Origin of the sequence: Solibacillus kalamii (assembly GCF_002174535.1) — a bacterium.
Taxonomy (GTDB): domain Bacteria; phylum Bacillota; class Bacilli; order Bacillales_A; family Planococcaceae; genus Solibacillus; species Solibacillus silvestris.
Genome location: NZ_NHNT01000020.1, coordinates 1 through 24,218, shown reverse-complemented (window position 1 = coordinate 24,218; position 24,218 = coordinate 1). Strand labels below are relative to the sequence as shown.

At 40.3% G+C, this 24,218-nt stretch carries 26 protein-coding genes, 1 tRNA gene and 1 other RNA gene; 20 read left to right on the top strand and 8 right to left on the bottom strand.

The genetic code is table 11. The annotated features are described in order from the left end of the window. Nucleotides 1-22: 22 nt before the first annotated feature. Entirely contained in the window at nt 23-667 is a 645-nt protein-coding gene (locus CBM15_RS18770; RefSeq protein WP_008408594.1) for a GntR family transcriptional regulator, read from the bottom strand. 84 nt (nt 668-751) lie between these two features. Here CBM15_RS18770 and CBM15_RS18765 point away from each other — a divergent pair, with 84 nt between their 5' ends. From CBM15_RS18765 to CBM15_RS18720, 10 genes are all read left to right on the top strand, one after another. Beyond that, nucleotides 752-1,279, top strand: coding sequence for a MaoC family dehydratase (locus tag CBM15_RS18765; RefSeq protein ID WP_193433815.1), 528 nt, complete (start codon nt 752-754; stop codon nt 1,277-1,279). 4 nt (nt 1,280-1,283) lie between these two features. Then, nucleotides 1,284-2,060: an enoyl-CoA hydratase/isomerase family protein gene (locus tag CBM15_RS18760; protein WP_087618643.1), complete on the top strand. Its 777-nt coding sequence runs from the start codon at nt 1,284-1,286 to the stop codon at nt 2,058-2,060. Between the two features lie 11 nt (nt 2,061-2,071). After that, complete coding sequence (locus CBM15_RS18755) at nt 2,072-3,238, top strand: acyl-CoA dehydrogenase family protein (protein ID WP_087618642.1); 1,167 nt, start codon at nt 2,072-2,074, stop codon at nt 3,236-3,238. A 10-nt stretch (nt 3,239-3,248) separates the two neighbouring features. Further along, nucleotides 3,249-4,100: a hydroxymethylglutaryl-CoA lyase gene (locus CBM15_RS18750; protein WP_087618641.1), complete on the top strand. Its 852-nt coding sequence runs from the start codon at nt 3,249-3,251 to the stop codon at nt 4,098-4,100. A gap of 11 nt (nt 4,101-4,111) precedes the next feature. Beyond that, complete coding sequence (locus CBM15_RS18745) at nt 4,112-5,254, top strand: CaiB/BaiF CoA transferase family protein (RefSeq protein ID WP_087618640.1); 1,143 nt, start codon at nt 4,112-4,114, stop codon at nt 5,252-5,254. Next, nucleotides 5,241-6,602: an MmgE/PrpD family protein gene (locus CBM15_RS18740; RefSeq protein WP_087618639.1), complete on the top strand. Its 1,362-nt coding sequence runs from the start codon at nt 5,241-5,243 to the stop codon at nt 6,600-6,602. Before CBM15_RS18745 ends, CBM15_RS18740 begins: the two co-directional genes overlap by 14 nt. Before the next feature lie 41 nt (nt 6,603-6,643). Further along, nucleotides 6,644-7,738 carry a zinc-binding dehydrogenase gene (locus CBM15_RS18735; RefSeq protein WP_087618638.1) on the top strand — a complete coding sequence of 365 codons (1,095 nt, stop codon included), beginning with the start codon at nt 6,644-6,646 and terminating at the stop codon, nt 7,736-7,738. 101 nt (nt 7,739-7,839) lie between these two features. Next, nucleotides 7,840-8,673 (top strand): AhlS family quorum-quenching N-acyl homoserine lactonase, encoded by an 834-nt coding sequence (gene ahlS, locus CBM15_RS18730; protein WP_014822327.1) that lies wholly within the window; start codon nt 7,840-7,842, stop codon nt 8,671-8,673. A gap of 60 nt (nt 8,674-8,733) precedes the next feature. Next, nucleotides 8,734-10,164 carry an aldehyde dehydrogenase family protein gene (locus CBM15_RS18725; RefSeq protein ID WP_087618637.1) on the top strand — a complete coding sequence of 477 codons (1,431 nt, stop codon included), beginning with the start codon at nt 8,734-8,736 and terminating at the stop codon, nt 10,162-10,164. A 13-nt stretch (nt 10,165-10,177) separates the two neighbouring features. After that, nucleotides 10,178-11,305: a zinc-dependent alcohol dehydrogenase family protein gene (locus CBM15_RS18720; protein WP_087618636.1), complete on the top strand. Its 1,128-nt coding sequence runs from the start codon at nt 10,178-10,180 to the stop codon at nt 11,303-11,305. Between the two features lie 30 nt (nt 11,306-11,335). On the opposite strand, the gene CBM15_RS18715 is transcribed toward CBM15_RS18720, so the two are convergent. Next, entirely contained in the window at nt 11,336-12,034 is a 699-nt protein-coding gene (locus tag CBM15_RS18715; RefSeq protein WP_087618635.1) for a YwaF family protein, read from the bottom strand. A gap of 9 nt (nt 12,035-12,043) precedes the next feature. Continuing rightward, nucleotides 12,044-12,547, bottom strand: a complete 504-nt coding sequence (tadA, locus tag CBM15_RS18710; RefSeq protein ID WP_087618634.1) for a tRNA adenosine(34) deaminase TadA — start codon at nt 12,545-12,547, stop codon at nt 12,044-12,046. A 103-nt stretch (nt 12,548-12,650) separates the two neighbouring features. On the opposite strand from tadA, the gene CBM15_RS18705 reads away from it, so the two are divergent. From CBM15_RS18705 to CBM15_RS18695, 3 genes are all read left to right on the top strand, one after another. Next, entirely contained in the window at nt 12,651-13,466 is an 816-nt protein-coding gene (locus CBM15_RS18705) for a coiled-coil domain-containing protein (RefSeq protein ID WP_087618633.1), read from the top strand. Nucleotides 13,467-13,575: 109 nt separating this feature from the next. After that, nucleotides 13,576-14,214, top strand: coding sequence for a deoxynucleoside kinase (locus CBM15_RS18700; protein WP_087618632.1), 639 nt, complete (start codon nt 13,576-13,578; stop codon nt 14,212-14,214). After that, nucleotides 14,211-14,879 (top strand): deoxynucleoside kinase, encoded by a 669-nt coding sequence (locus CBM15_RS18695; RefSeq protein WP_008408612.1) that lies wholly within the window; start codon nt 14,211-14,213, stop codon nt 14,877-14,879. The genes CBM15_RS18700 and CBM15_RS18695 overlap by 4 nt, the downstream gene beginning before the upstream one ends. Nucleotides 14,880-14,920: 41 nt before the next feature. Here CBM15_RS18695 and CBM15_RS18690 read toward each other — a convergent pair whose 3' ends face one another. Then, the gene (locus CBM15_RS18690) at nt 14,921-15,298 is read right to left on the bottom strand and encodes a hypothetical protein (protein ID WP_008408614.1); all 378 of its coding nucleotides are present in this window, start codon (nt 15,296-15,298) and stop codon (nt 14,921-14,923) included. A 156-nt stretch (nt 15,299-15,454) separates the two neighbouring features. Here CBM15_RS18690 and CBM15_RS18685 point away from each other — a divergent pair, with 156 nt between their 5' ends. Further along, nucleotides 15,455-16,075, top strand: a complete 621-nt coding sequence (locus CBM15_RS18685; RefSeq protein ID WP_087618631.1) for an RraA family protein — start codon at nt 15,455-15,457, stop codon at nt 16,073-16,075. A gap of 42 nt (nt 16,076-16,117) precedes the next feature. Here CBM15_RS18685 and CBM15_RS18680 read toward each other — a convergent pair whose 3' ends face one another. From CBM15_RS18680 to CBM15_RS18665, 4 genes are all read right to left on the bottom strand, one after another. Continuing rightward, nucleotides 16,118-17,383: a cation:dicarboxylate symporter family transporter gene (locus CBM15_RS18680; protein WP_008408618.1), complete on the bottom strand. Its 1,266-nt coding sequence runs from the start codon at nt 17,381-17,383 to the stop codon at nt 16,118-16,120. Nucleotides 17,384-17,466: 83 nt separating this feature from the next. Then, nucleotides 17,467-18,345: a response regulator gene (locus CBM15_RS18675; protein ID WP_008408620.1), complete on the bottom strand. Its 879-nt coding sequence runs from the start codon at nt 18,343-18,345 to the stop codon at nt 17,467-17,469. Next, entirely contained in the window at nt 18,345-19,607 is a 1,263-nt protein-coding gene (locus CBM15_RS18670; RefSeq protein WP_087618630.1) for a sensor histidine kinase, read from the bottom strand. The genes CBM15_RS18675 and CBM15_RS18670 overlap by 1 nt, the downstream gene beginning before the upstream one ends. 166 nt (nt 19,608-19,773) lie before the next feature. Continuing rightward, nucleotides 19,774-19,866, bottom strand: a tRNA-Ser gene (locus CBM15_RS18665). 160 nt (nt 19,867-20,026) lie between these two features. Between CBM15_RS18665 and ffs the strand changes: the two genes are divergently transcribed. The 6 genes from ffs (at nt 20,027) to CBM15_RS18635 (ending at nt 23,953) form a co-directional block, all read left to right on the top strand. Next, an RNA gene (ffs, locus tag CBM15_RS18660) (signal recognition particle sRNA large type) lies at nt 20,027-20,294 on the top strand. Between the two features lie 335 nt (nt 20,295-20,629). Beyond that, complete coding sequence (gene dnaX / locus CBM15_RS18655) at nt 20,630-22,381, top strand: DNA polymerase III subunit gamma/tau (RefSeq protein ID WP_087618629.1); 1,752 nt, start codon at nt 20,630-20,632, stop codon at nt 22,379-22,381. Nucleotides 22,382-22,406: 25 nt separating this feature from the next. Then, on the top strand, nt 22,407-22,721 hold the full coding sequence (locus CBM15_RS18650) for a YbaB/EbfC family nucleoid-associated protein (RefSeq protein WP_008408640.1): 315 nt from the start codon (nt 22,407-22,409) through the stop codon (nt 22,719-22,721). A gap of 70 nt (nt 22,722-22,791) precedes the next feature. Continuing rightward, a complete protein-coding gene (recR, locus tag CBM15_RS18645) occupies nt 22,792-23,388 on the top strand; it encodes a recombination mediator RecR (protein WP_008408641.1) in 597 nt (198 codons plus the stop codon). A 16-nt stretch (nt 23,389-23,404) separates the two neighbouring features. After that, the gene (locus CBM15_RS18640; protein ID WP_008408642.1) at nt 23,405-23,620 is read left to right on the top strand and encodes a YaaL family protein; all 216 of its coding nucleotides are present in this window, start codon (nt 23,405-23,407) and stop codon (nt 23,618-23,620) included. A gap of 63 nt (nt 23,621-23,683) precedes the next feature. Further along, a complete protein-coding gene (locus CBM15_RS18635; protein ID WP_008408643.1) occupies nt 23,684-23,953 on the top strand; it encodes a pro-sigmaK processing inhibitor BofA family protein in 270 nt (89 codons plus the stop codon). Nucleotides 23,954-24,218 lie beyond the last annotated feature (265 nt).

The window sequence follows — 24,218 nt, the reverse complement described above, 5'->3', positions numbered from 1 at the left end:
AATATTTTAAGATTCCTAGATTTTATTGAATAAAGTTTTTAAGGACATCATATTTTGCACGTGTAATATGTTGCTCTAGTAATTGGCATGTAAGCTCGATGTTATTGTTAGCCAAAGCTTCCACCATTAAATCGTGTTCGCTAATGGAAGTAGCAATTTGGTTAGGTAAAAGATGTGGTGTTTGCTGAGGGAAACCGGTCCACAAATTTTCAATAATATTATTTAATTTCCCCCAAGGACAGTCTTTTATTAACAGATGATGAAATTGAATATTAAGCTGAATATATTCATCTGTATCATCCGTTTTCTTCATTTTCTCGTTAAGATCACGCAACTGATTTACTAGTTGTGGTGACATCGTTTTCAAACTTTCGGCAGCCGCCAGTGGCTCAAATTTTGCTCGTAAAAAATAAATCTCTTCCAGTTCGTGTATTGTAAATTGTTTGACGACAGCCCCTTTATGCGGCTCAACTGTGACATAGCCTTCAGCAGCCAACTGTTTTATCGCTTCCCGGATTGGCATTCTGCTAACGTTTAATGTCTTCGCCAATTCATCCTGGACTAGGCGTTCGCCAGGTTGTAGCTGACCTTTAATAATTGCTTCACGCAGAATCCGGTAAATTTTCGAGGGTAATGTTTCAGCAGTTAAATCATGATCAAATTTCATAAAAACACCTCATTGTGTGTTGTATTTTGGATCCAATATACAATATACAGGAAAACTATGCAAACTTTAAAGGGGGATGTTGTGATGGAGCAACAAATTCAAATTGGATGGCAAGGACGGTTTTATGAAGACTTTGAAGTAGGCGATAAAATTGCACATGCGTTAGGCAGAACAATTTCGCAGACCGATAATAGCTGGTTTACACAGCTGACGCAAAATACTAACCCTATTCATTTTGATCACCATTACGCAAAGCAAACAGAGTTTCAAAAGGCAATTGTGAATTCCGCATTTACCATTGCTCTTGTAACGGGACAATCTGTTTCGGATATTTCCCAAAATGTAATGGCCAATCTTGGATGGGATGAAGTTCGGCTTCCGCACCCGGTTTTTGAAGGCGATACTATTTACTCCTATACAGAAATCTTATCGAAAAGGGAGAGTGCTAAGCGGAATAACGTCGGAATTATCGAAGTGAAAACAACCGGCTACAATCAGGACGGGCAAATTGTCATTCATTTTAAACGCACGATGATGATTTATAAAAAGGGCTATGCACCAAATATCATGAAGCCTTTGATCAATCAAGTAATCTCACAGGACGGGAAGTGAACGAATGGAATATATTCAAGTTTCATATGAATATGAAGAGAAAATTGCGATTGTTACGTTAAACCGACCGGAGATGCGCCATGCATTTAACACGGATATGGCGAAGCAGCTGTTAACTGTATTTCAGTCATTCAATGAGCAGCCGGTACGCGTCGTCATTTTAACTTCCTCCACTGAAGATGCCTTTTGTTCAGGCGCGGATTTAAAAGAACGGAAAGGGATGAGTGAGGCAGAGTGGACAAAACAGCATCATTTATTTGAACAAATGTTCCAGGCAGTAGCCAATTGCAAGCAACCTACCATTGCTGCCATCAATGGCTATACACTTGCAGGAGGGTTTGAACTTGCATTGAATATGGACTTAATCGTTGCTGGTAAAAATACAAAAGTAGGGCTAACAGAGGTTACCCGAGGTATTATGCCAGGCGGAGGGGGAGCACGTCTACTGCCAAAACGTATACCGCTTCATATCGCAAAAGAATGGCTATTTACAGGTAGGATTGTATCCGCAGAAGAAGCACAGAACGCAGGGTTATTTAATCGAATTGTCGAATCAGAAGATGTAATGAGTACCGCAATTGAGTTAGCCGGAAAAATTGCAGGCAATGCACCTTTAGGAGTTCAAGGTGTTAAGAAAGTAGCAGAAGTCAGTTCATTGGAAGCATCTGAAGCATTCCGTATTGAAATCGAAACTTACAACGAGGTTATTGCTTCTGAGGATCGAATAGAAGGTATTTTAGCATTTAACGAAAAAAGAAAACCTAATTTTATCGGACGATAGGAGGAACTCAAATGATGTTAACAGAGAATCTGGCATTTTTAGAAGAACTTCGTGAAGGTGTAAGAGCAGTTTGTAAACGTTTTGATGATGAATACTGGAGGAAGTTGGATGAGATCGACGGATATCCAACCGAATTTGTGGAGGCGATCACGCAGGCAGGCTTTTTAGGAGCTTTAATACCTGAACAATATGGTGGGTCGGGTTTAGGAATACTGGAAGCATCCGTAATTTTAGAAGAGATTAACCGCTCAGGCGGGAATGCGGGCGCATGTCATGCACAAATGTATACGATGGGAACAATTTTACGGCATGGTTCTCCGGCACAAAAGGAAAAATATTTGCCGAAGATTGCGGACGGATCGCTTCGTTTACAAGCATTTGGGGTGACAGAGCCTAATACTGGCACGGACACAACAAACTTAAAAACGTTTGCAAAACGCGATGGCGACCATTATATCGTGAATGGTCAAAAGGTATTCATTTCCCGTGCAGAGCATTCGGATTTAATGATTCTACTAGTTCGTACAACAGCGAAAGACCAATGCGTTAAAAAAAGTGACGGCTTGTCCGTATTAATTGTTGATTTGAATGAAGCAGTTGGAAATGGTTTAGAAATACGACCAATCAAAACAATGATGAACCATGCGACAACAGAATTATTTATCGACAACTTAAGGGTGCCGGTAGAAAATTTGATTGGTGAAGAAGGAAAAGGATTCCGCTATATTTTGGACGGAATGAATGCAGAGCGGATTTTAATTGCTGCGGAATGTATCGGTGATGGTCGCTGGTTTATTGAACGGGCAACAAATTATGCAAAAGAACGGGTTGTTTTTGATCGTCCAATCGGTCAAAACCAAGGAATACAATTTCCGATTGCCCAGGCGCACATCCATATTGAAGCGGCAGACTTAATGCGCATAAAAGCTGCGGAACTTTATGATCGCCGGCAAGCTTGCGGGGCAGAGGCCAATATGGCGAAGTTACTCGCTGCAGATGCATCATGGGAGGCAGCCAATGTAGCCATTCAAACATATGGCGGCTTTGGCTTTGCCGCAGAATATGATATTGAGCGGAAATTTAAAGAGACACGGCTCTATCAAGTAGCTCCAATTTCAACAAACCTGATTTTATCATACGTCGGAGAACATATATTAAAACTTCCAAAATCTTATTGAGGTGAAAATCATGCACTTTCCAAAGCAAGTTGAAATTATTGAAGTAGGTCCACGCGACGGTTTGCAAAATGAATCACGCTTTGTGCCAACAGAGGAAAAGAAACAGTTAATCAAGCAATTATATGAAGCGGGCTTTCAGCGTATTGAAACGGCATCGTTTGTTCATCCGAAAATTGTCCCGCAAATGGCGGACGCACAGGAAATTACGGCATTTTGCAATGAACTGGGGATGGAATATATCGCTTTAACCCCAAATATGAAAGCACTGGAGCGTGCCATTGATGCAGGTGTACCGCAGATTGCGGTATTCGTCGGGGCAAGTGAGACATTCAACCAAAAAAATATTAAACGTTCCATTGAAGAGTCTTTGGCAGAATGCAGCGAAATGTTCCGGCATGCAAAAGCTCAGAAAAAGTTTATTCGTGGCTATGTGTCAATGTGTTTTAGCTGTCCGTATGAAGGAGCCATTTCCTATGAGCAAGTTAAGCGGGTCGTAGCGCAATTTGTAAATGACGGGGCTGATGAAATTTCAATTGGTGATACGAATGGACAGGCAAATCCGCGCATTGTGTATGAACGGTTCAGCGCATTGAAAAAAGATTTTCCGGATACAACATTCGTGGCTCATTTCCATGATACAAACGGTTTTGCCTATGCAAATATTATTGCCGCATTAAATGCGGGAATTGAGAAGTTTGATAGTTCGATTGCTGGTCTTGGCGGTTGTCCGTTCTCACCTGGGGCTACTGGAAATGTAGCAACAGAGAAAGTGGTGGAGCTGTTTGAAGCGATGGAAGTAAAAACAAATATCCGCCAGGGGAAATTAAAGGACGTGGCAAATTTCGCTTACAGTTTAGTTTAAGGAGGGCTGAAATGAAACCATTACAAGGGATACGTGTTCTCGATATGACAACAAATATTTCAGGGCCGACATTAACAATGATTTTAGCCGATTTAGGAGCCGAAGTGATCAAAGTAGAAAAGCTGAGTGGCGATGAAGCGAGGAAGATGGAGCCTAAATTTCAGGAAGATGGCGTGTATTTTTTGAATATTAACAGGCAAAAAAAATCGGTCACCCTCAACATGAAAGAAGATTCTGACCGTGGAAAGTTAATGGGACTCATAAAAACAGCAGATGTCTTCGTGGAAAATTACCGGTTGGGTGTAGCAAAAAAACTAGGCATCGATTATGAAGCGGTAAAGAAAATCAATCCGAAACTAATCTATTGTTCGCTATCCGCCTATGGCCAAAACGGTCCAAAGAAAAAATATCCGGGCTATGATGCCATTATGCAAGCTGAAACAGGCATTATGAGTATTACAGGAAGTACTGATTTAGCAAGAGTGCCGGTTTCATTAATTGATCAGGGAAGTGCCATGTGGGGGGCGCTTGGTATTGTATCAGCCATTTTACAACGTCATAAAACTGATGAGGGCAGCCTTGTGTCGACCTCTTTGTATGAGACCGGGGTATTTTGGGCGAACTATCATTTACTTTCAACAAAGTTAACAGGTGAAAATCCTGAAAAACTAGGTTCCAATCATGGGGCATTTGCGCCTTATGGGGCATTTCAAACCGCAGATGGTGCCATCATGATCGGCATCTCGAACAATAAATTATTCGAAAAACTTTGCGAAGTATTGCAAAAACACGAATGGATTGAAGATGTCCGCTACCATACGAACGAAGAACGAGTTAAAAACCGTTTACTTCTTAGTAAGGAAATTGAACAAATAACAATGACGGAAAAAAGCGAGGCACTCATTCAAGCACTGGAAGCTGGCGGTGTACCAGTAGCGCAAGTGAAAACAATGAAAGATGTACTTGTAGATCCGCAGCAAATAGAAAACAAACTGATTGTACGTCTACCACATATACGTGATAAGGAAATGTATGCAACGAGAATTCCTCTAACGTTTTCAAATTGTGATTTAACACCTACCGCCCCTGCACCATTGTTAGGGGAGCATAATGAAGAACTGTTAGGGAGGGATTATGTTCATGACATTAAGTGAGCAGTTGGCACAATATATTGCGGATGTACGTTTCGATGATATACCGCAGGATGTTGTGCAGTTTACGAAGCTATGCATTGTCGACTATTATTCGTCTTTACTGAAAGGTCAGGAAGCAGAACCTGTTCGGATGATGGAACAAGTCGCGCAATTAATAGGCGGAGAACAACAGGCAACGGCAGTAACGGGATTGAAAACGAGCATAACAAATGCGGCGTTCATTAATGGCGGCGCGAGTCACGTAATAGAGCTCGACGATATTCATAAAGCATCCATTGTGCATGCGGCAACTGTTATTATGCCTGCAGCAATTGCCATTGCAGAATGGAAAAATTTATCCGGCAAACAATTGATCGAGGCCATTATTGTTGGATATGAAGTGGCGTTTCGCGTAGGAGAAACGGTGACGCCTTCCCACTATTACTACTTTCATAATACGGCAACCTGCGGAACATTCGGCGCGGCAGCAGCAGTGGCAAAGTTATTGGATTTATCCAAAGAACAAATTGTCCAAGCATTTGGTTCTGCCGGCACTCAAGCTGCAGGGTTGTGGGAATTTATCGAGGATGGCGCCATGAGCAAGCAATTGCATCCTGGTAAAGCAGCGATGAATGGTATTTTAAGTGCTCTGTTAGCACAGCAGGGTTTTACAGGAGCAACAGCCATTTTGGAAGGACGTAGAGGATTTTTTGAAGCAATGAGTGACGAGTACGATGTAACACGTATGACCGAAAAATTAGGTCAGCAATACAAAATTACCGAAAATGCCTTCAAAGTCCATGCATCTTGTCGTCATACACATGCCGCAATGGACTTGGCGCTTGAACTGCATAAAAAAGTAGAGAAAAGTGGCATCGATTTTATAAAGTCAGTCGAAGTAGGAGCATATCAGGTGGCGCTGGATATTACGGATGCAAAAAATCCGCAAACAATCTATGCGGCAAAGTTCAGTATGCAATTTTGTGTTGCTTTAGCGTTATCCGGTGAAGGAGGGTTTGATGCCTTCAATGCAGATACATTGCAAGACCCAACCATTCGAAAGCTGATGGAAAAGCTGACCGTATCTGTAGATGAAAATATTAACAGTCAATACCCGCAAGAGTGGGGCGCGAAAATTCAAATTCATTGGCAGGATGGTTCAAGTGACGTTGTGCAAAGCAGATTTCCTAAAGGAGATCCGGAAAATGCATTAACAGATCAGGACTTTATTAATAAGTTCAATAGTTTAGTGCCTTTAGAAGAGGCGCATAAAGAAAAAATTATTCATGACTTATTACATTTAGAAACGATCCAAGTACAGCAGTTAATCCGTACATTACACCCCGTAGAGCATATTTCGATTGTGTAGTAGCTATTCAATTTTCAGAAAAATGAAGGGTGAGTGAGCGCATGTGTGAGACGAAGGGAAGAGTTGCCGAAATGACATCCCCGATGGAACTCGTTTTTAAAGAGTATCCATTGGTGGAGCCGGCACCAGGAGCGGTAATTGTAAAAATCATTCAAACAAATATTTGCGGATCCGAACTGCATATATGGAAAGGGCATCATCCGGTCATTCGCAGTGGGGCTTTAGGACATGAAATGATAGGTGAAATTCATGCGTTAGGTGAAGGAGTCGAGACTGATTTTGCGGGTACCCCTGTAAAAGTCGGGGACCGAATTGTAAGTGCTTACTTTTTGACTTGCCGTAAATGTCCGCCTTGTCAGCATGGACAATTTAACTTATGTGAAAATGCTTATAAGTATTGGCGTTTACCGACAGAGGAAGCACCGCATTTCCATGGGACATTCGGTACGCATTATTATATTCATTCCGATCAGTATTTTTATAAAGTACCAGACAATATATCAAACAGTGTCGCAGCAAGCGCAAACTGTGCATTATCCCAGGTGTATTTTGGGCTGGAGCAAGGAAATGTTGTCTCAGGGGAAACAATTCTTATTCAAGGCGCGGGCGGACTCGGATTGAATGCGATTGCTGTTGCGAAAGAAAAGCAATTGAAAGTCATTGTAGTAGATGGTGTTGAAAGCCGTTTAGATCAGGCAAAGGCATTTGGTGCAGATGAAGTAATTTTAATATCGGACTTTCCAACGGTTGAACAGCGTGTTGCACAAATTATGCGTCTGACAGGAAATCAAGGAGTGGATGTTGCCCTCGAAGTAGCAGGTGTTCCTCAGGCTTTTGCTGAAGGTGTGGAGTATATTCGAGCTGGCGGCCGTTATATTGTAATCGGCAATATCTCACCTGGACAAACGGTGGAATTTGATCCTGGTTATTTAACGCGTAAAGCAATTCAAATTATTCCCGTTCTGCGCTACAATCCTTGGTATTTAAAAAAGGCACTCGACTTCCTGGAGCGCAATATTGACCGCTACCCGTTTGAAACATTATTGGATGCAAGCTTTAGTTTTGAGGAAATTAAAATAGCGTTGGATGAATCCGCAAAACGTACGGTTATACGTGCCACGATCATTCCGACTTAAAAGTATGGACCTTGAAAGGTGGTGACGGTGGATTTACGCTTGCAAAGCTGAAAATAATAGAAGTCTTGTAAAAAAATAAAAACATTATGGGAGGAATTACGATGTGTAATAAAAAAGTATACGTGCTTGATACAGGGACAATGAAAATGGATAAAAACTATATGATTGCCATGCACAATCCAGCAAGCATCACTAATCCGAATCCGCCAGCCGAGTTTGTCGAGTTTCCCGTTTATGCAGTACTGATTGACCACCCAGAAGGAAAAATTTTATTTGATACAGGCTGTAACCCGGACGGAATGGGAGACGATGGGCGTTGGCCGGAAGGGGTTCAGCAACTGTTCCCTGCCTTCCAAAGTGAAGAATGCTATTTGATCAATCGACTTGAACAATTGAAAGTTCGCCCGGAAGACATCAAATATGTCATTGCCTCACATTTGCATTTAGACCATGCAGGTTGCCTGGAGTTATTTACAAACGCAGAAATTATCGTTCATGATACGGAACTGTCAAATGTCATGAAAACATTTGCGATGACACGAAATATGGGTGCCTATATTTGGGGCGATGTCATGGCTTGGATTCAAAAAGAACTGCGCTGGCGTACTATTAAACCTCATGAAAAAGAAGTGCCACTAGTAGAAGGCATTAAAATTTTAAACTTTGGTCCAGGGCATGCTTACGGTATGTTGGGCTTGCACATCGAACTCCCGGGTCACGGAAATGTTTTACTTGCATCCGATGCATTATACACAGAAGAAAGCTATGGTCCACCAGTTAAGCCGCCCGGAATTTTGTATGATTCAGTAGGCTACAACTCTACTGTAGAAAGAATCCGAGAGTTTGCTACACGCAATGACTCTGAAATTTGGTTCGGACATGATTCAAAGCAATTCAAATCGTTTATCAAATCGACAGAAGGCTATTACGAATAATAAATTTGCACCCTAAGTAAGACTTACTTAGGGTGTCATTGTCACAACGGAGGGAAGAATATGCAAAAAATAGGATCTGTACTCAATGGAGAGCACCGTCTTCAAGAAGAAAAGACGATGGATGTTTTAAATCCTTTTAATCAGGAACTGATTGCAACAATTGCCTGTGCCTCAATTGAAGATGTACATGAAGCAATTGAAGTCGCACAGCAATCATTTAATGCAACGATGCGCAAAATGCCTGCACATGAACGAAGCCGTATTTTACGTAAAGCTTCATTATTACTTGAAGAACGGAGCGAACAGTTTGCGAAAACCATCTCTTTGGAAGCAGGGAAACCGATTAATGAGGCACGGGGAGAAGTAACGCGAGCGGTTCAAGTGCTGCTGTTTGCAAGTGAAGAGGCAAAGCGGCTGGCAGGAGACCAGATTCCGATGGATAGTGCAATTGGCGGCGAACGTCAAATTGGCATTGCAAAACGTGTACCTCTAGGAGTAATTGCTGCCATTACGCCATTTAATTTCCCTTTAAACCTAGCTTTGCATAAAATTGCTCCGGCCATTGCTGTTGGAAATACAGTTGTTTTGAAACCAGCCGAAAAAACGCCGCTGTCTTCTATTTTGCTGTATGAATTATTGCAGGATGCGGGATTGCCAAAAGGAGCGTTAAATATCCTTCAAGGGCCAGGCACGGAACTAGTTGAGCCACTGGTAAAACATCCTTTTGTGAAAAAAGTAACCTTTACGGGGAGCGGAAAAGTAGGATGGCATATTCATGAACTGGCAGGAAAGAAGCCGGTAACTCTTGAGCTTGGCTCCAATGCTCCGAACATTATATTTGCGGATGCCGATTTAGAGTACGCAGCGTCTACCATTACGATGTCCGGTTTTACATTTGCCGGTCAGGCATGTGTTTCTGCACAGCGGATATATGTCGAGCAATCTGTTTATGACCAGTTTGCACAATTACTACAGGAAAAAGTGGAAGCGCTGGTAATAGGGAATCCTGCTGAGGAACAAACACAACTGGGGCCAATGATTACAGAAGACGCGGCAATCCGTGCAGCAACCTGGATTGAAGAAGCAGTATCACAAGGGGCAACAATTCGTACGGGCGGAAAGAGGAACGGCACATTACTCGAGCCGACCATTTTAGAAAATGTTACAAAGTCGATGCAGGTCGTATGTATGGAAGTATTTGCCCCGATGGTTGCACTCATACCATTTACTGAAGAGGACGAAGTGTTGGCCGCTGCCAATGATTCAGATTACGGATTACAGGCAGGTGTGTTTACTTCAGATATTAACCGTGCCTTAAAGTTTGCAGAGGAGCTGGAAACAGGAGGCGTTTGGATTAATGAATCTTCGGTACGACGCTTTGACCATATGCCATATGGCGGGATAAAAGAGAGCGGTACTGGAAAAGAAGGAATACGTTATGCAATTGAAGGGATGTCAGATTTAAAATTTATAGGAATTAAGTTAATTTAAGGAGGACATCATCATGAAAATTCGATCTGCCATATTACGCTCATCCGGTGTAACTAAGCCCTATGCGGAAAGCAAGCCGATCCATATCGAAGAAATTGAGTTGGATGCTCCTCAAGAAGGGGAAGTATTGATTCAAATAAAAGCGGCAAGCCTTTGCCATTCGGATTTGTCAGTCATTAACGGGAGTCGTCCACGTCCTTTACCAATGGCTCTTGGTCATGAAGCAGCCGGAATCGTTAAAGAAGTAGGGCCTGGTGTTATGAACTTTAAGCAAGGAGATAAAGTAATCTGCGTATTTGTACCAAGTTGCGGGCATTGTGTACCTTGTGCAGAAGGACGTCCGGCATTATGTGAACCGGGTGCAAAGGCAAATGGAGACGGAACATTGATCGGTGGCGGGGTCCGTTTACATGCAGGGACTGAAAAGATTGGGCATCACGTTGGGGTATCTGCCTTCTCGGAGTATGCAGTCGTATCGCAGAATTCCCTCGTAAAAGTGGAAGAGGACTTGCCGTTTGAAAAACTGGCGCTCTTTGGCTGTGCAGTTATTACAGGGGTAGGCGCTGTCGTAAATACAGCGAAAGTCCAGCTTGGAAAAACAGTTGCCGTTGTCGGTTTAGGTGGAATTGGCTTAAGTGCGCTGCTCGGGGCCATTGCAGCTGGTGCCCGTGAAGTAATCGCAATTGATATTAATGAAAAGAAGCTGCAGCAGGCAAAGGAATTGGGGGCAACAGCCGTCTTTAATTCGAAGGATGCTGATGTAGTCGCACTAGTGAAAGCCTATACAAATGGCGGGGTTGATTATGCTTTTGAAACTGCGGGTGTCGTTCCAGCGATGGAAGTGGCATATGCCATTACAAAGCGTGGCGGTACAACAACGACAACAGGACTGCCACATCCGGAACATCAGTTTTCTTTCCCTTATGTAACATTGACAGCAGAAGAAAAAACGCTAAAAGGTTCATATATAGGAAGCTGTGTGCCATTAAGAGATATTCCGCATTATTTGCATATGATGAAAACCGGAAAACTGCCGGTCGATCAGCTGTTATCAAATATTATTACGCTCGATGAAATAAATGAAGGCTTTGATCTATTAGCGACAGGCGATAATTCTCGAATCATTATTAAAATGGATTAATGAAAAAACATAATAAAAACGGCGAAACATCTACTCTGTAATGTTTCGCCGTTTTTGTATAGCAAGAAGTACATAAAGCACTATCCAAATACTAACTATAACTCCGGCTAAACTTAATAAATAGCCAGCTGCCCCAAATGCATCGTATAACCATTGAAGAGGCGTTCCTTTTACAGGGCGATTTAAAAACATAAAGTTCGTACGGAAATGAGCATTGTATATATAAATTGGCGGAACTGTGATAAGCAAAAACAAGAGAGCCCGCCAAATATCCGCAAAAGTAGTCATCAGCTGTTTTTCCAAAATCAAAACCGCAACAAATACGACGAGCAGTGCATGAAATAGAAAGCTGTGAAAATGCAAAAAGCCGCCAACCGGATCAATTGTCCACCCGGGGAATAAAAGTGCAATCGCAGCTCCGGGCAACGTAAGCGTGTATAGTAATGTAGCTGTTGTCCGTGTTGGAAAATACGTATGCCAGCCAATAATGAAAATGCCAAAGCCGCATAAATGAAGCGGAGGACTCCAATACGAATATTGGTCCGTTACGAGTAAATAAAGTTGCTTTGCTATTTCTGAAAACAGCAGCAGCCAGAACACCGTTTTTTGAAAAACATATTGTTTTTCACGAGAAGAATAATGATAAACATATAATGAAACAATTAAAAAACCGGCAATAAAAATAAGCCAGATTATATGGATAGAATCGAAAATGGTAAATCCGTTCATTCCATCACCTTACTTTTCGGATTGTTGTTTTCTCGCCAACTTCTCTGCTTTTTTACGCTCGCGAAGCGCCTTGAAAAAGTCAGTTAAAATTTGTCCGCATTCTTCTGCCATCACACCTTCTGTTACAGTACATTCATGATTAAAACGCGCATCATTCAGCAGACGGTATAATGAGTCGACACAGCCTGCCTTTATATCCCGTGCCCCGTAGACAACCCGAGGTATGCGCGACTGCAAAATAGCCCCTGCACACATCGGGCAAGGTTCAAGCGTGACGTACAAAGTAGTTTCTTCTAAACGCCAGCTGCCAACTTTTCTGCAGGCTTCTTGAATGGCCATGCTTTCTGCGTGTGTCAGTGCATTTTGGGTTGTTTCGCGTAAATTATGTGCACGTGCAATAATTTCATCTTTATATACAATAACTGCGCCGATCGGTACTTCCCCAAGGGCAGCTGCTTTTTTTGCTTCTTCCAATGCTTCCTGCATGTATTGGTGATCTTTGTTTTCGAGCATTCATCTATCACTCCTTAAATCCTAGTTTAGCATGCCGGTGAATACTTGGGCGACAAGAAATAAATCATGCTATGATGAAAGAAAAGTTTGAAGGAGTACAGCGATGAAGTCATTTCAAACAGTAGAAGAAGTAGATGAGTATTTTGATAAGGCATTGGCTGATCTGCATAAAGAGTATGAACAGAAATTGTTGACGATTGAGAAAAATGAACAACAAGTCACTACTACATTGCAAAAGCAATATGAACAGCAAAAGGTAGCCATTGCACAGCAGCATGAAAATGAAGAAAACAATCTTAACAATAATCGTGAACAAGCGATCGAAAAAATTAGAAAGTTATTCGACCATAAAAGAAAAGTCCTATTGGAAAACTATAAAATTACTTATGAAGAAGAGAGAAAAAACCATCACGTCAATAAAATTGAACTTCTTGAGCAAAAACAAACGGAAGAACGCAGGAAGTTTCAATTTTATCATGATCAGCAACAAGCGCCATTAGCACAAATTGAACAAGCTCCAGATCTGACAGAGGCAATGGAACAGGCAATGGATAATTTATATCAGGAGTTAACCGACATCTTGATTAAATATAAACAGCAATTCGATGAAGCCGAACAACAGTTTGAAGAAAGCTGCCATGAGCTGGTTCTACAACGTGATGAGGCAATCGAAAACCTAATCGATAATGAAGCAGCTTCACAAAGCCAGCTAGACGACCAGTTATTCGAGGCGTTACAGGATTTAGCCGAAAAAACAGAGAAAAAATATGAGCAAATAGAACAAAGCCTATTGGAAAAAGAACAGTCTCTTCAGGAAATGGTACTTGCTCAGCAAGAAAAAATTACCGCAGACTATGATGAACAGCGTGAAAAATTATTTGAACTACAAGAGGAAGCACTAGCACAATTTAATTACTAGAAATTGGCTATGCATGAATTCGGTAAAATAGAATTGTTTGCTTTGTTGTCTAAAGAGCGTTGTGATAAAATTAAAAGCATTGACTATAAAAAGAGAAGGAGCACTTCTAATGTCTGTGCCATTTATAACAGTAGAAGGTCCGATTGGTGTTGGGAAGACCTCATTATCTAAGGCCGTATCACAAACGTTTGACTATCATTTATTAAAAGAGATTGTAGATGAAAATCCATTTCTCGGTAAGTTCTATGAAGATATTAGTGAGTGGAGCTTCCAAACGGAAATGTTTTTCCTGTGCAATCGCTATAAACAGTTATCTGATATTCATGAAATTATTGAAGCACAAGGGCCTGTAGTGGCTGATTATCATATATTTAAAAATTTGATCTTTGCAAAGCGTACTTTAAAGCCGACAGAATATGAAAAGTACGAGTCGATCTACCGAATTTTAACTGCTGATATGCCAAAGCCCAATATGGTCATTTATTTACATGCAAGCTTGGATACATTAATGAAACGAATCGCAATGCGCGGTCGGGAAGTGGAAAAGAATATTTCCCGTGAATATATGGAACAACTTTCAAGCGATTATCATCAATTTATCGGACATTTTGAAAAGATGCATCCAGAAATTCCTGTTATCTCATTAAATGGGGATGAGCTTGATTTTGTGAAAAGTGAAGAAGATTTACTGTACGTACTACGATTAGTAGAGGAAAAGTTACAACAAAGGAGTTTACATCAGAAATGAACTTAAGAGAGAAGTACAATATTCCTGCGAATGCAGTGATTACAATTGCAGGAACAGTCGGTGTCGGAAAGTCAACAATGACTAAAGCATTATCACAGAGCTTAAATTTCCGTACATCTTATGAAAAGGTTGATACAAACCCTTATTTAGATAAATTCTATGACGATTTTGAAAAGTGGAGCTTCCATTTGCAAGTTTATTTCCTTGCTGAACGTTTTAAAGAACAGAAGCGTATTTTTGAATATGGCGGAGGCTTTATACAAGACCGTTCTATTTACGAAGATACAGGTATTTTTGCAAAAATGCATTATGACAAAGGGACAATGACACCGACAGATTATGAAACATATACAAATTTGTTTGATGCGATGGTGATGACACCGTATTTCCCGCACCCGGATTTGCTTGTATATTTGGAAGGTCCGATTGATGATGTGATTGGTCGTATCCACGAACGTGGACGCGAGATGGAGCAGCAAACACCTCATTCGTACTGGGAAGAAATGCACGGACGTTATGAAGACTGGATTAACAATTTCAATGCATGTCCAGTATTGCGTATTGATATTAACGATTACGATTTAATGAAAAATCCTGCACAAGTTGAGGATGTCGTTGCACGTATCGGATATATGCTTGAACAAACAAGCCATTTACGAAAATAATAAAAAGGACTGATTTCTGTATGAAACGAAATCAGTCTTTTTTATTTCGTCCAAACAATAACAAAAATGGGTGTCATAATGAGCAGAAAGACAAAAAAGCTCCATAAAACTTGTTTACCTGTCGTCATATTTTTAGGCTTCATACTGATGGATTCGTATAGCTCATTCACTGCGCGCTGTTCCCTTTCATAAAGCATCCTCTGAAAAGAAGCATAATTTTCGATGTATGACGCCGGATTTTCAAAATGAAAGCGAATCGCACGTATATCATCTGTAACGTCTTTATCCTGGTGCATATACGTAATTGTAGGAGCAAGACCACCTGTCAGCCGGGCAATAACTTTGATATCGAAGGTCTTCATCTTATAAGTTGTGTTCCCGCTTTCATCCGTTACTATTTCAATAAGCGGATTGTTCATGTATACCCCTCCTTTCTTTTATTGCCAGTATTCCCAACATAGAAAAGTTTTTAACGATTTTAAAAAATATTGCGAACAATAAGTTGTACCGTTTATGCTAAAAGTAATTACAAATTTTAATGATTTGTAACATTATAGCGAAAAGGGGATGGGAATATGACTTTATCAATGGTAGAACGCTTACGTGCATTACCAACGACGGCAATTTCCGATGCAACAGGGGGACATACGAATGTGGCATCAGCAATTAAACCGCTTGCCGAACACTTCAAAATTGCAGGGAAAGCGAGAACGGTCCGCCTGCCAGATGGGGAAAATGGTGCGGTACTTGAAGCAATTAGTCAGGCAGAAAAAGGGGAAATATTAGTCATCGATGCTAAAGGCAATACGAATCGTGCTGTAGCGGGTGACTTTGTTATGCAGCTAGCACAAGGTGTCGGTGTTCAAGGTTTTGTCGTGGACGGGGTTATTCGCGATATAGCAGCTGCAAAAGAAATCGATTTTCCGGTCTTTTCATTAGGTACAACAGTAGCAGCAGGCAATAAACATGGTGGCGGGACAGTAGGTATAGCTGTATCTGTAGGAAATGTCGCTGTTCAAACAAGTGATTATGTAATTGGTGATAGTGATGGGGTCGTTATTATCCCTCAGAAGGATATCGAGCAGATTATAGAGGCAGCAGAAGCTAAAGTAGCAAAAGATGAAGAGCGGGCACATGAAGCATTACATAATGGGGAAGCATCAATCCGCGCATATTTAGCAAAAGTAATGAAATAAAAAATGGCGTAGTGAAATCGTTCACTACGCCATTTTCTAATTTTATTTTAAGTTCGCAGCTTGATACTCAGCAAATTGCTTCTCGTCGAAACGTTTTTCCCATTTCGCCATTACAAGTGCTGCCAATGTGTTACCTACTACGTTTACAGCTGTACGAGCCATATCTAAAATACGGTCAATACCTGCGATAAATGCTAAACCTTCAAGCGGAATACCTACAGTGCCTAATGTTGCAAGAAGTACTACGAAAGATACCCCTGGAACGCCGGCAATTCCTTTAGATGTTACCATTAATACAAGCATTAATGTAATCTGTTCCACAATTGAAAGGTCAATACCGTACATTTGCGCAATGAAGATTGCCGCAATCGCCTGGTAAAGTGTCGAACCGTCTAAGTTGAATGAATAACCTGTTGGAATAACGAATGAAACGATATCCTTCGGTGCACCCATTTTTTCTGTTTTTAACATAATACGAGGTAATACTGTCTCTGATGAAGAAGTAGAGAATGCCAGTAAAAGCTCGTCCTTGATCATACGAATTAATTTGAAGATATTAATACCGAAAATACGTGCTGTAAGACCTAAAACAACGACTACGAAGAAAATCATTGTTGCATATACTAAAATCGCCAGTTTCCCTAATGGAATAAGGGATTCTACACCAAATTTGGAAACGGTTACACCGATAAGTGCAAATACGCCGACTGGTGCAAATTTCATTACTAAGTTTGTGACCCAGAACATGGCGTCTGCCGTACCTTGGAAGAATGCGAGCACTGGTTTTCCGCGTTCTCCAATTGCTGCCACACCTAAACCGAAAATTACAGAGAAGAAAATAATTGCAAGCATGTCGCCTTCTGCCATTGCATTTATAATGTTTTTAGGAACGATGTCTACAATAATTTGGAAAGTTCCTTTGTCCTCTTCAGCTTCCGTTGTTTCAACATATGAAGAAATATCAGATTTCTGTAATTCGTTCATATCGATACCAGCACCTGGTTGGAATAGGTTAGCTGCTAATAAACCAACAGCAATCGCGACTGTTGTGATAACTTCGAAGTAAATAAGTGTTTTACCGCCAAGTCGACCTAACTGTTTGATGTCACCAGTTCCAGCAACCCCAACAATCAGTGTCGAAATAATAATCGGTACTACGATCATCTTAATTAAGTTTAAGAAAATATCGCCAAGTGGCTGTAAGTATGATTGTACATTTTCGTTACCGAAGAACACAGCACCTACGATAACACCAAGTACAAGACCGATTAAAATTTGCGCGGCTAAACTAATTTTAAACTTTTTCAAATATAGTTCCCCCTAAAAATTTAGATTCAGGACTAGCCTAAAACTAATTTTATTAGATACATACAAAATCCGACAAAATCCGACTAATCAACTTTACTAATAATTTCTGAATACAATACTTGAATGAATTTTTTTATGTTTACTTTTGCTTTACGTTGATCATTATTCTCTATTTGATTCATTAAATAACGAATATCTGTTAAATCAAAATAGCGGGGGGTATAGTATTCAAATTCAGAGTTCGTGTAATCGACAATCCCTAAGTTCGCCAAGTTAATCATGGCAGCTAATATAGTCCGGCGTACACGTTGTTCAATTGCTTTACTCTCTTTTACAATTTCGTCCGGCGTATTTTTCGTCAGCATTGCAACACGTTCATATACTTCCTTTAATGGAGGAAGCGGTGCAATTTTATGCTTCTCGATTAATAGCTGTTCTATAATTTTAATAATATCTTCACTGCCAACTTCAGCGACAATTCCCATATCATTTAAGATGGACTGAATATGTTCTCGTGCCGTCTTTTTTGTATGTGTTACATCTGTAATATCAAAGTTTGTCAGGGACTGGCGAATAACTTGCAAAGAATTTCTTAATAAGTATTGCTCAGTTGTCCGTTTTAATACCATTTGTACTTCAACTTTATTGATAGGCTTATGAATGAAAAATTCAATTCCTTTCGAATAACTTTCAGCGACCATTTCCTTATTCACAACTTGTGAAATCATAATAAACTGGCCCTTAAATCCATTTTGTTGAAGGCGTTCAATTGTTTCGATTCCATCCAACTTCGGCATGAGTAAATCGATTAAAACAAATTCCGGCTGCATCATTAAAATTTGGGGAATGGCATCCAGACCATTTTTTGCCTCCCCAATGACAGCTCCGAGTTCACAGTCATTAATAATATTACTGAGCATCATCCGGCTTGCCCGGTCATCATCTACTATAAAATAACGCATTAGTCATTCTCCTTTTGAATGTTTTCTGAAGGGATTTGCACAACAAAGCAAGTCGAGGTATCACTTGTTACATGAATATTCCCTTTAAGATTTTCAACAATTGTTTTAGTATGGGAAAGACCAATTCCTGTAGAACCTTGGCCCTGTTCATTAAACTTGGATGTATAGCCTGCATCAAAAATAATTGGAATAAGTGCCGGATCAATACCAACTCCATTATCTTCTACGATAAAGGAAGTCATATCCTGTTCGGCTACAACATTCAAAGTAATAAATCCGCTTTCTTCAATTGCCTCCACAGCGTTTGCCATTAAGTTATTTAAAATAGCAAATAGGGCAATGTGGTTTTTTGTTTGATAATCATCTGGACAAATAAGAGTAATGGAAATCGATTTATTTAAATAGGCGGCATAATTTTCATTAGCCTCAACAATAAAACTTAGTAACTCAGACAACAGAAAATTTGACGGGTAGTTTCTCTTTGTTATTTTAGAAAGTCCGGCGTGAATCCGTTCATTATCTTTTTTTACTTCATGGATTTCCTGGGCAATATGTAAAGCTTCAGAAGCTAGCTGCTCTTCATTTGTTTTCAGTTTTTTGTAAAGCTGATAACTGTTTGCTGTAAGCTGTTCGATTTGGGTCATTGTTTTTTGAAGATACAATGCTTCTACATATAGTTCCGAATGAATCGTCATGAGCTGTTTTAGCTGTTTCTTCTGTTCTGACATTGTTATCATGCTGTAAATGCCGACAACAAAAAAGCTGCGTAACAATCCAACGAGGATAAACAGTAGAAAAGAAGTAAATGTTTCCTGATCAGAAACAAGCAGAATATCCGTTAATACATGTTCGACCGTGTTGGAGAGTACTTCAAATGCTGTTGCTAATAAACCGAGCATAAGCGGCTGTTTTTTTAATTCGTCCAGTGGAATTAATTTAAAACATAGTGCAAAGACTGTATAAAAAGCGCCTGCCGGCAAATGTTCAACAATATGAGTAACGAAGCTTTGTCCATAAATAAAAATATCCAGTAAAGACCGACCGACAATGACAATCAATGCAGTCAATAAACCTGTAGATACAATCGGTAATGGACGGATCAGTAAAGCGAAAAAGAAAATAATGCTCCCTAATCCGAAACGAAAAGGTCCTTCTTCAAACGGAATTATTTTAATTTCGCCACCAATGGCGGTCAATAAGCCGACAAGTAGCATAAATAAGAAAAGTTTTGTTGTTTTAATATGTGGCTGAGTCGATTCCAATTTTAATATACCGCCCTTTACATACATGACATAGTACTTAATTGTACAAGAAAGTCGTCTACAAATACAAAAAAGTACTATTTCCAATGAATTGAAATAGTACTTTAAAGTGAATTTTGCTATAAAAAAAACCGCTTAACTAATGCAGCGGATGAAAGTTCAAAAATGGAGGAGGTAGAGGGATTCGAACCCCCGCGCGGTGTTACCCGCCTGTCGGTTTTCAAGACCGATCCCTTCAGCCAGACTTGGGTATACCTCCAAAATATAAGATGTCTTTTCGACAAAGATTAATTTACCACGGAATGAGATTTGCGTCAATAAAATTTGGACAAAAAATCTCTTAATTTTTTCGGATTGGAAAAAATTAATTTAAAGCAATTCATTGCAATTTAATAGCTTGCTTAGTATACTAATACTTGCCGTGCTAGATGGGGAGGTAGCGGTGCCCTGTAACTTGCAATCCGCTCTAGCAAGATTGAATTCCTTTTCTGAGGCTGTCCGTATTGTTTGGTCTGCCTTTTGCACGTAGTGTTGACGGTTGGGTCCTGCGCAATAAGTACCCATGAACCATGTCAGGTCCGGAAGGAAGCAGCATTAAGTGGTATCACTTATGTGCCGCGGGGTAGCCTAACCCGAGCTGGCGACAAGAGTAACGCTTATGTGCGGCAGTCGAAGAAAGGTGCACGGTATTAAATTACCATTTCAAACGCATCCATCATTTATTGGTGGGTGCGTTTTTTATATGAAAAAGAGAGTTTATCTTCATTCGGCGAGCTTTTAAAGAGCCCGCCGAATGAAGATAAACACCTGGCGGATGTCACAGATTTTTTAATGGAATAGAAGTCAGCCTAATAACGTCGCATCGTGCGACAACGGCTGACTGACCCACATCCTGTAGGTCTGGAAAATCTGGACTTAATTACGCCGAGGCGTAATTTATTCATCTCATTTCAAAAGAGTTTATATTTACTTTATGCTATACTGAATGTATGTATTTTTAAATGGAAGGGAGAGGGGAAAGGTTGACATATCAAGCGTTTTATCGTGTTTATAGACCCCAGTCATTTAGAGAAATGTCAGGTCAGACACATGTAAAGAGGACCCTTCAAAATGCTCTCCTCGCAAGTAAGACAACACATGCCTATTTATTTTCCGGTCCTCGAGGAACAGGGAAAACAAGTACAGCTAAAATTTTCGCGAAAGCATTGAATTGTGAAAATGCCCCGGCAAGTGAGCCATGCAATGAATGCCCTACATGTCTAAGTATTACTGAAGGTTCACATACAGATGTAATCGAATTTGATGCTGCTTCCAATTCAAGAGTGGAAGAAATGCGTGATATTATCGAAAAAGTCCGTTTTGCCCCGGCAAATGCGCGTTTCAAAGTGTACATTATAGATGAGGTGCATATGCTTTCTACGAGTGCATTTAATGCATTGTTAAAAACACTTGAGGAACCACCTGAACATGCGGTATTTATTTTAGCAACAACTGAGCCTCACAAGCTACCAGCAACAATTATTTCCCGTTGTCAGCGATTTGATTTTAAACGACTTTCTTCTATAGATATAGTAGAGCGTATGAAGGTTGTATTGGAAGATATCGGTATGGGTTATGATGAGCAGGCGCTTAAGGCAATTGCTCAAGCTGCAGCAGGAGGTATGCGTGATGCATTAAGTTTACTTGATCAAGTTGTATCATTTAGTAATGAGCATGTTCAATTGGATGATGTACTTCTTGTAACAGGTTCTGTAAGCCAGGATGCATTTTACGATATTGCGATTTCACTACAGCAAAAGGATGTTGCCCAAGTATTAGGCAGTGTCGAAAGTTTAATTGCGGATGGGAAAGAACCATTACGCCTTGCAGAAGACTTTATTACATTTTTCCGGGATCTGCTTCTATTAAAAACGGATGGTACGTTAGAGGAATTATTGGAGTTTATTTCACCGGAAGAAAAGTTTCTGTCATTAGCTGAACAGTTTGAAGCTAATACACTTTACGGCTTTATTGATATTTTAGCGAAGACCCAGCAGGAAATGCGCTTTTCGCATCATACGAAAATATATTTAGAAACTGCCCTTTTAAAAATGGCACAATATAAAACTTCACCACAAGGGGCGGCTACAGTCGATCCGGCTATTGAAGGTAAGGTAGCGTCACTTGAAAGCAGGTTAGGGCAACTGTCTCAACAGCTTGAAAGTGGTGGAGGGGGAGCACCTGTTCAACAAAAAGAACAGACCCGACAGCGAGTACGTCCGCAAGGGAATCAATACAATGCCCCGACTGGCCGTATTCAGGAAGTACTAAAAACTGCAACAAAGCCAGACCTGCAAAAAGTGAAATCTGCTTGGGCAGGCGGTTTAGCAAGCTTACAAAAATCACATGCAGCTTTATTGGCGGATGCGGAGCCTGTAGCCGCAAATGCAAGTGCTTTTGTGATAAAATTCAAGTATGATATACATTGTCAAATGGTAGCTGACAACAATGCACTTGTTTCGTTGTTTACACAGCAGATTGCTTCGGAAGTAGGGATTCAATATGAACTTTTATGTATCCCGGAGCCGGCTTGGATTCGTCTGCGTGAAAACTTCATAAATGAAAATGGCTTAAATCAAAAGAAATCACCATCGGATGAAATAAATGCGGTGGAAGATTTAATAGAGGAGCCCCATTTCCTTGAAGATGTTCAAGTAATGGAAGCGCAAGATCCGCTTATTACAGAAGCTGAAAAACGTTTTGGAAAAGACTTTGTTGAAGTTATCGAAGAGTAAATACACATTTTAAGGAGGAAATAAGATGCGTGGTATGGGTAATATGCAAGGCATGATGAAAAAAATGCAAAAGATGCAAAAAGAAATGATGGAAGCACAAGAAGCTTTAAATGCACAGTTATTCGAAGGTGCAGCAGGTGGCGGTATGGTGAAGGTAGTTATGAACGGCCAACGTCAGATGCTTGAAGTAAATTTAGATGAGTCTGTAGTAGATCCGGAAGATATCGAAATGCTGCAAGATTTAATCGTTATTGCAACAAACGAAGCACTGAAAAAAGTTGAAGAAACAACAAATTCTACAATGGGCAAATTTACACAAGGAATGAACCTTCCTTTCTAATTTGAATCAAGTAGAACGTAGCGCACATCTCAAGCATTGGGATGTGCCTTTTTAAAGGAGGGGGAACAGGATGCATTATCCAGAGCCGATATCTCGATTAATAGACAGCTTTATGAAACTGCCGGGCATTGGTCCGAAAACAGCAGCTCGACTGGCGTTTCACGTATTAACAATGAAGGAAGATACTGTATCGACATTTGCGAAAGCGCTTGTCGATGCAAAACGCAATTTAATGTATTGCTCACAATGTGGCCATATAACAGATATCGACCCTTGTCATATTTGTTCGGATAAACAACGTGATGTTTCAACAATTTGTGTTGTGCAGGATCCGAAAGATGTAATAGCTATGGAGAAGATGCGTGACTATCAAGGTCTCTATCATGTGTTACACGGTGCAATTTCACCGATGGACGGTGTAGGACCTGAAGATATTAATGTAGCTTCGCTATTGGGGCGCTTACATGACGAGCGTGTACAAGAGTTAATTTTAGCGACGAACCCGACAATAGAAGGGGAAGCAACGGCAATGTATATTTCCCGCCTTGTTAAACCATCAGGAATTCGCACTACACGTATCGCACACGGATTACCTGTTGGCGGAGATTTAGAATATGCGGATGAAGTAACCTTATCAAAAGCGCTGGAAGGTAGACGCGAGTTGTAATCTAGGAGGAAGCCCCATGTTATTTTCTCGGAAAGGGAAACTCAAAAAAGAATTTGATGACAAACTAGTTTCTTCTATTAAAGAGACTAAAGAAGCTTTACAAAGTGCGAAGGTAATTGAAGAGTTGACCGCCGATTATAACTTAAATGTAATTGCCGAACGAAAAAGAGCCGAGAGCATACATTACTACTTATATAAAGAAGCACGTGTACGTCATGTGCTAATTAAATAATTTTTTAGAAATAAGAAGCGAAGCAGTTGCATATGTTACCACTAAATAAAAAAGGATGGTGCTATGCAATACATAGTTTTAGCTATGGTCTGTTTTGTTGTCTTGTTTCTTTTTTTATTAAACAAAAACGCAAGAGGAAAAGTGTGGGAGTACTTTGCCTGGTTTTGGTTTAAAATTGCGGTAGTTATCGTTGTCTTGTTTTTAGGCAACTTAATGATTGGAGCCGCAGGGTTTCTTTTTTATGTACCGATCAATTTCTTTTCAGTCCTTACAATCGCCATTCTAGGCATTCCCGGTATGATGTGCGTAACGTTATTAATATTATTTAAATAAAAATGATAAAAACTATTGCTAAGTGAATAATATCGTGATATATTATTATAAGTCGCAACGACGACAACGAATATCGAAAAAACATTTTAAAATAAATGTTGACATAACATTCATAGAATGGTAAGATATAAAAGTTGTCACTTAAACGACGCAATGAACCTTGAAAACTGAACAAGCAACGTTAATGAAACAAGCTTCTTAAATGAAGCAAACAATAGATTTCAACTTCTAACGAAGTTGGATCGCTAGCAAAGCAAATGAGCTT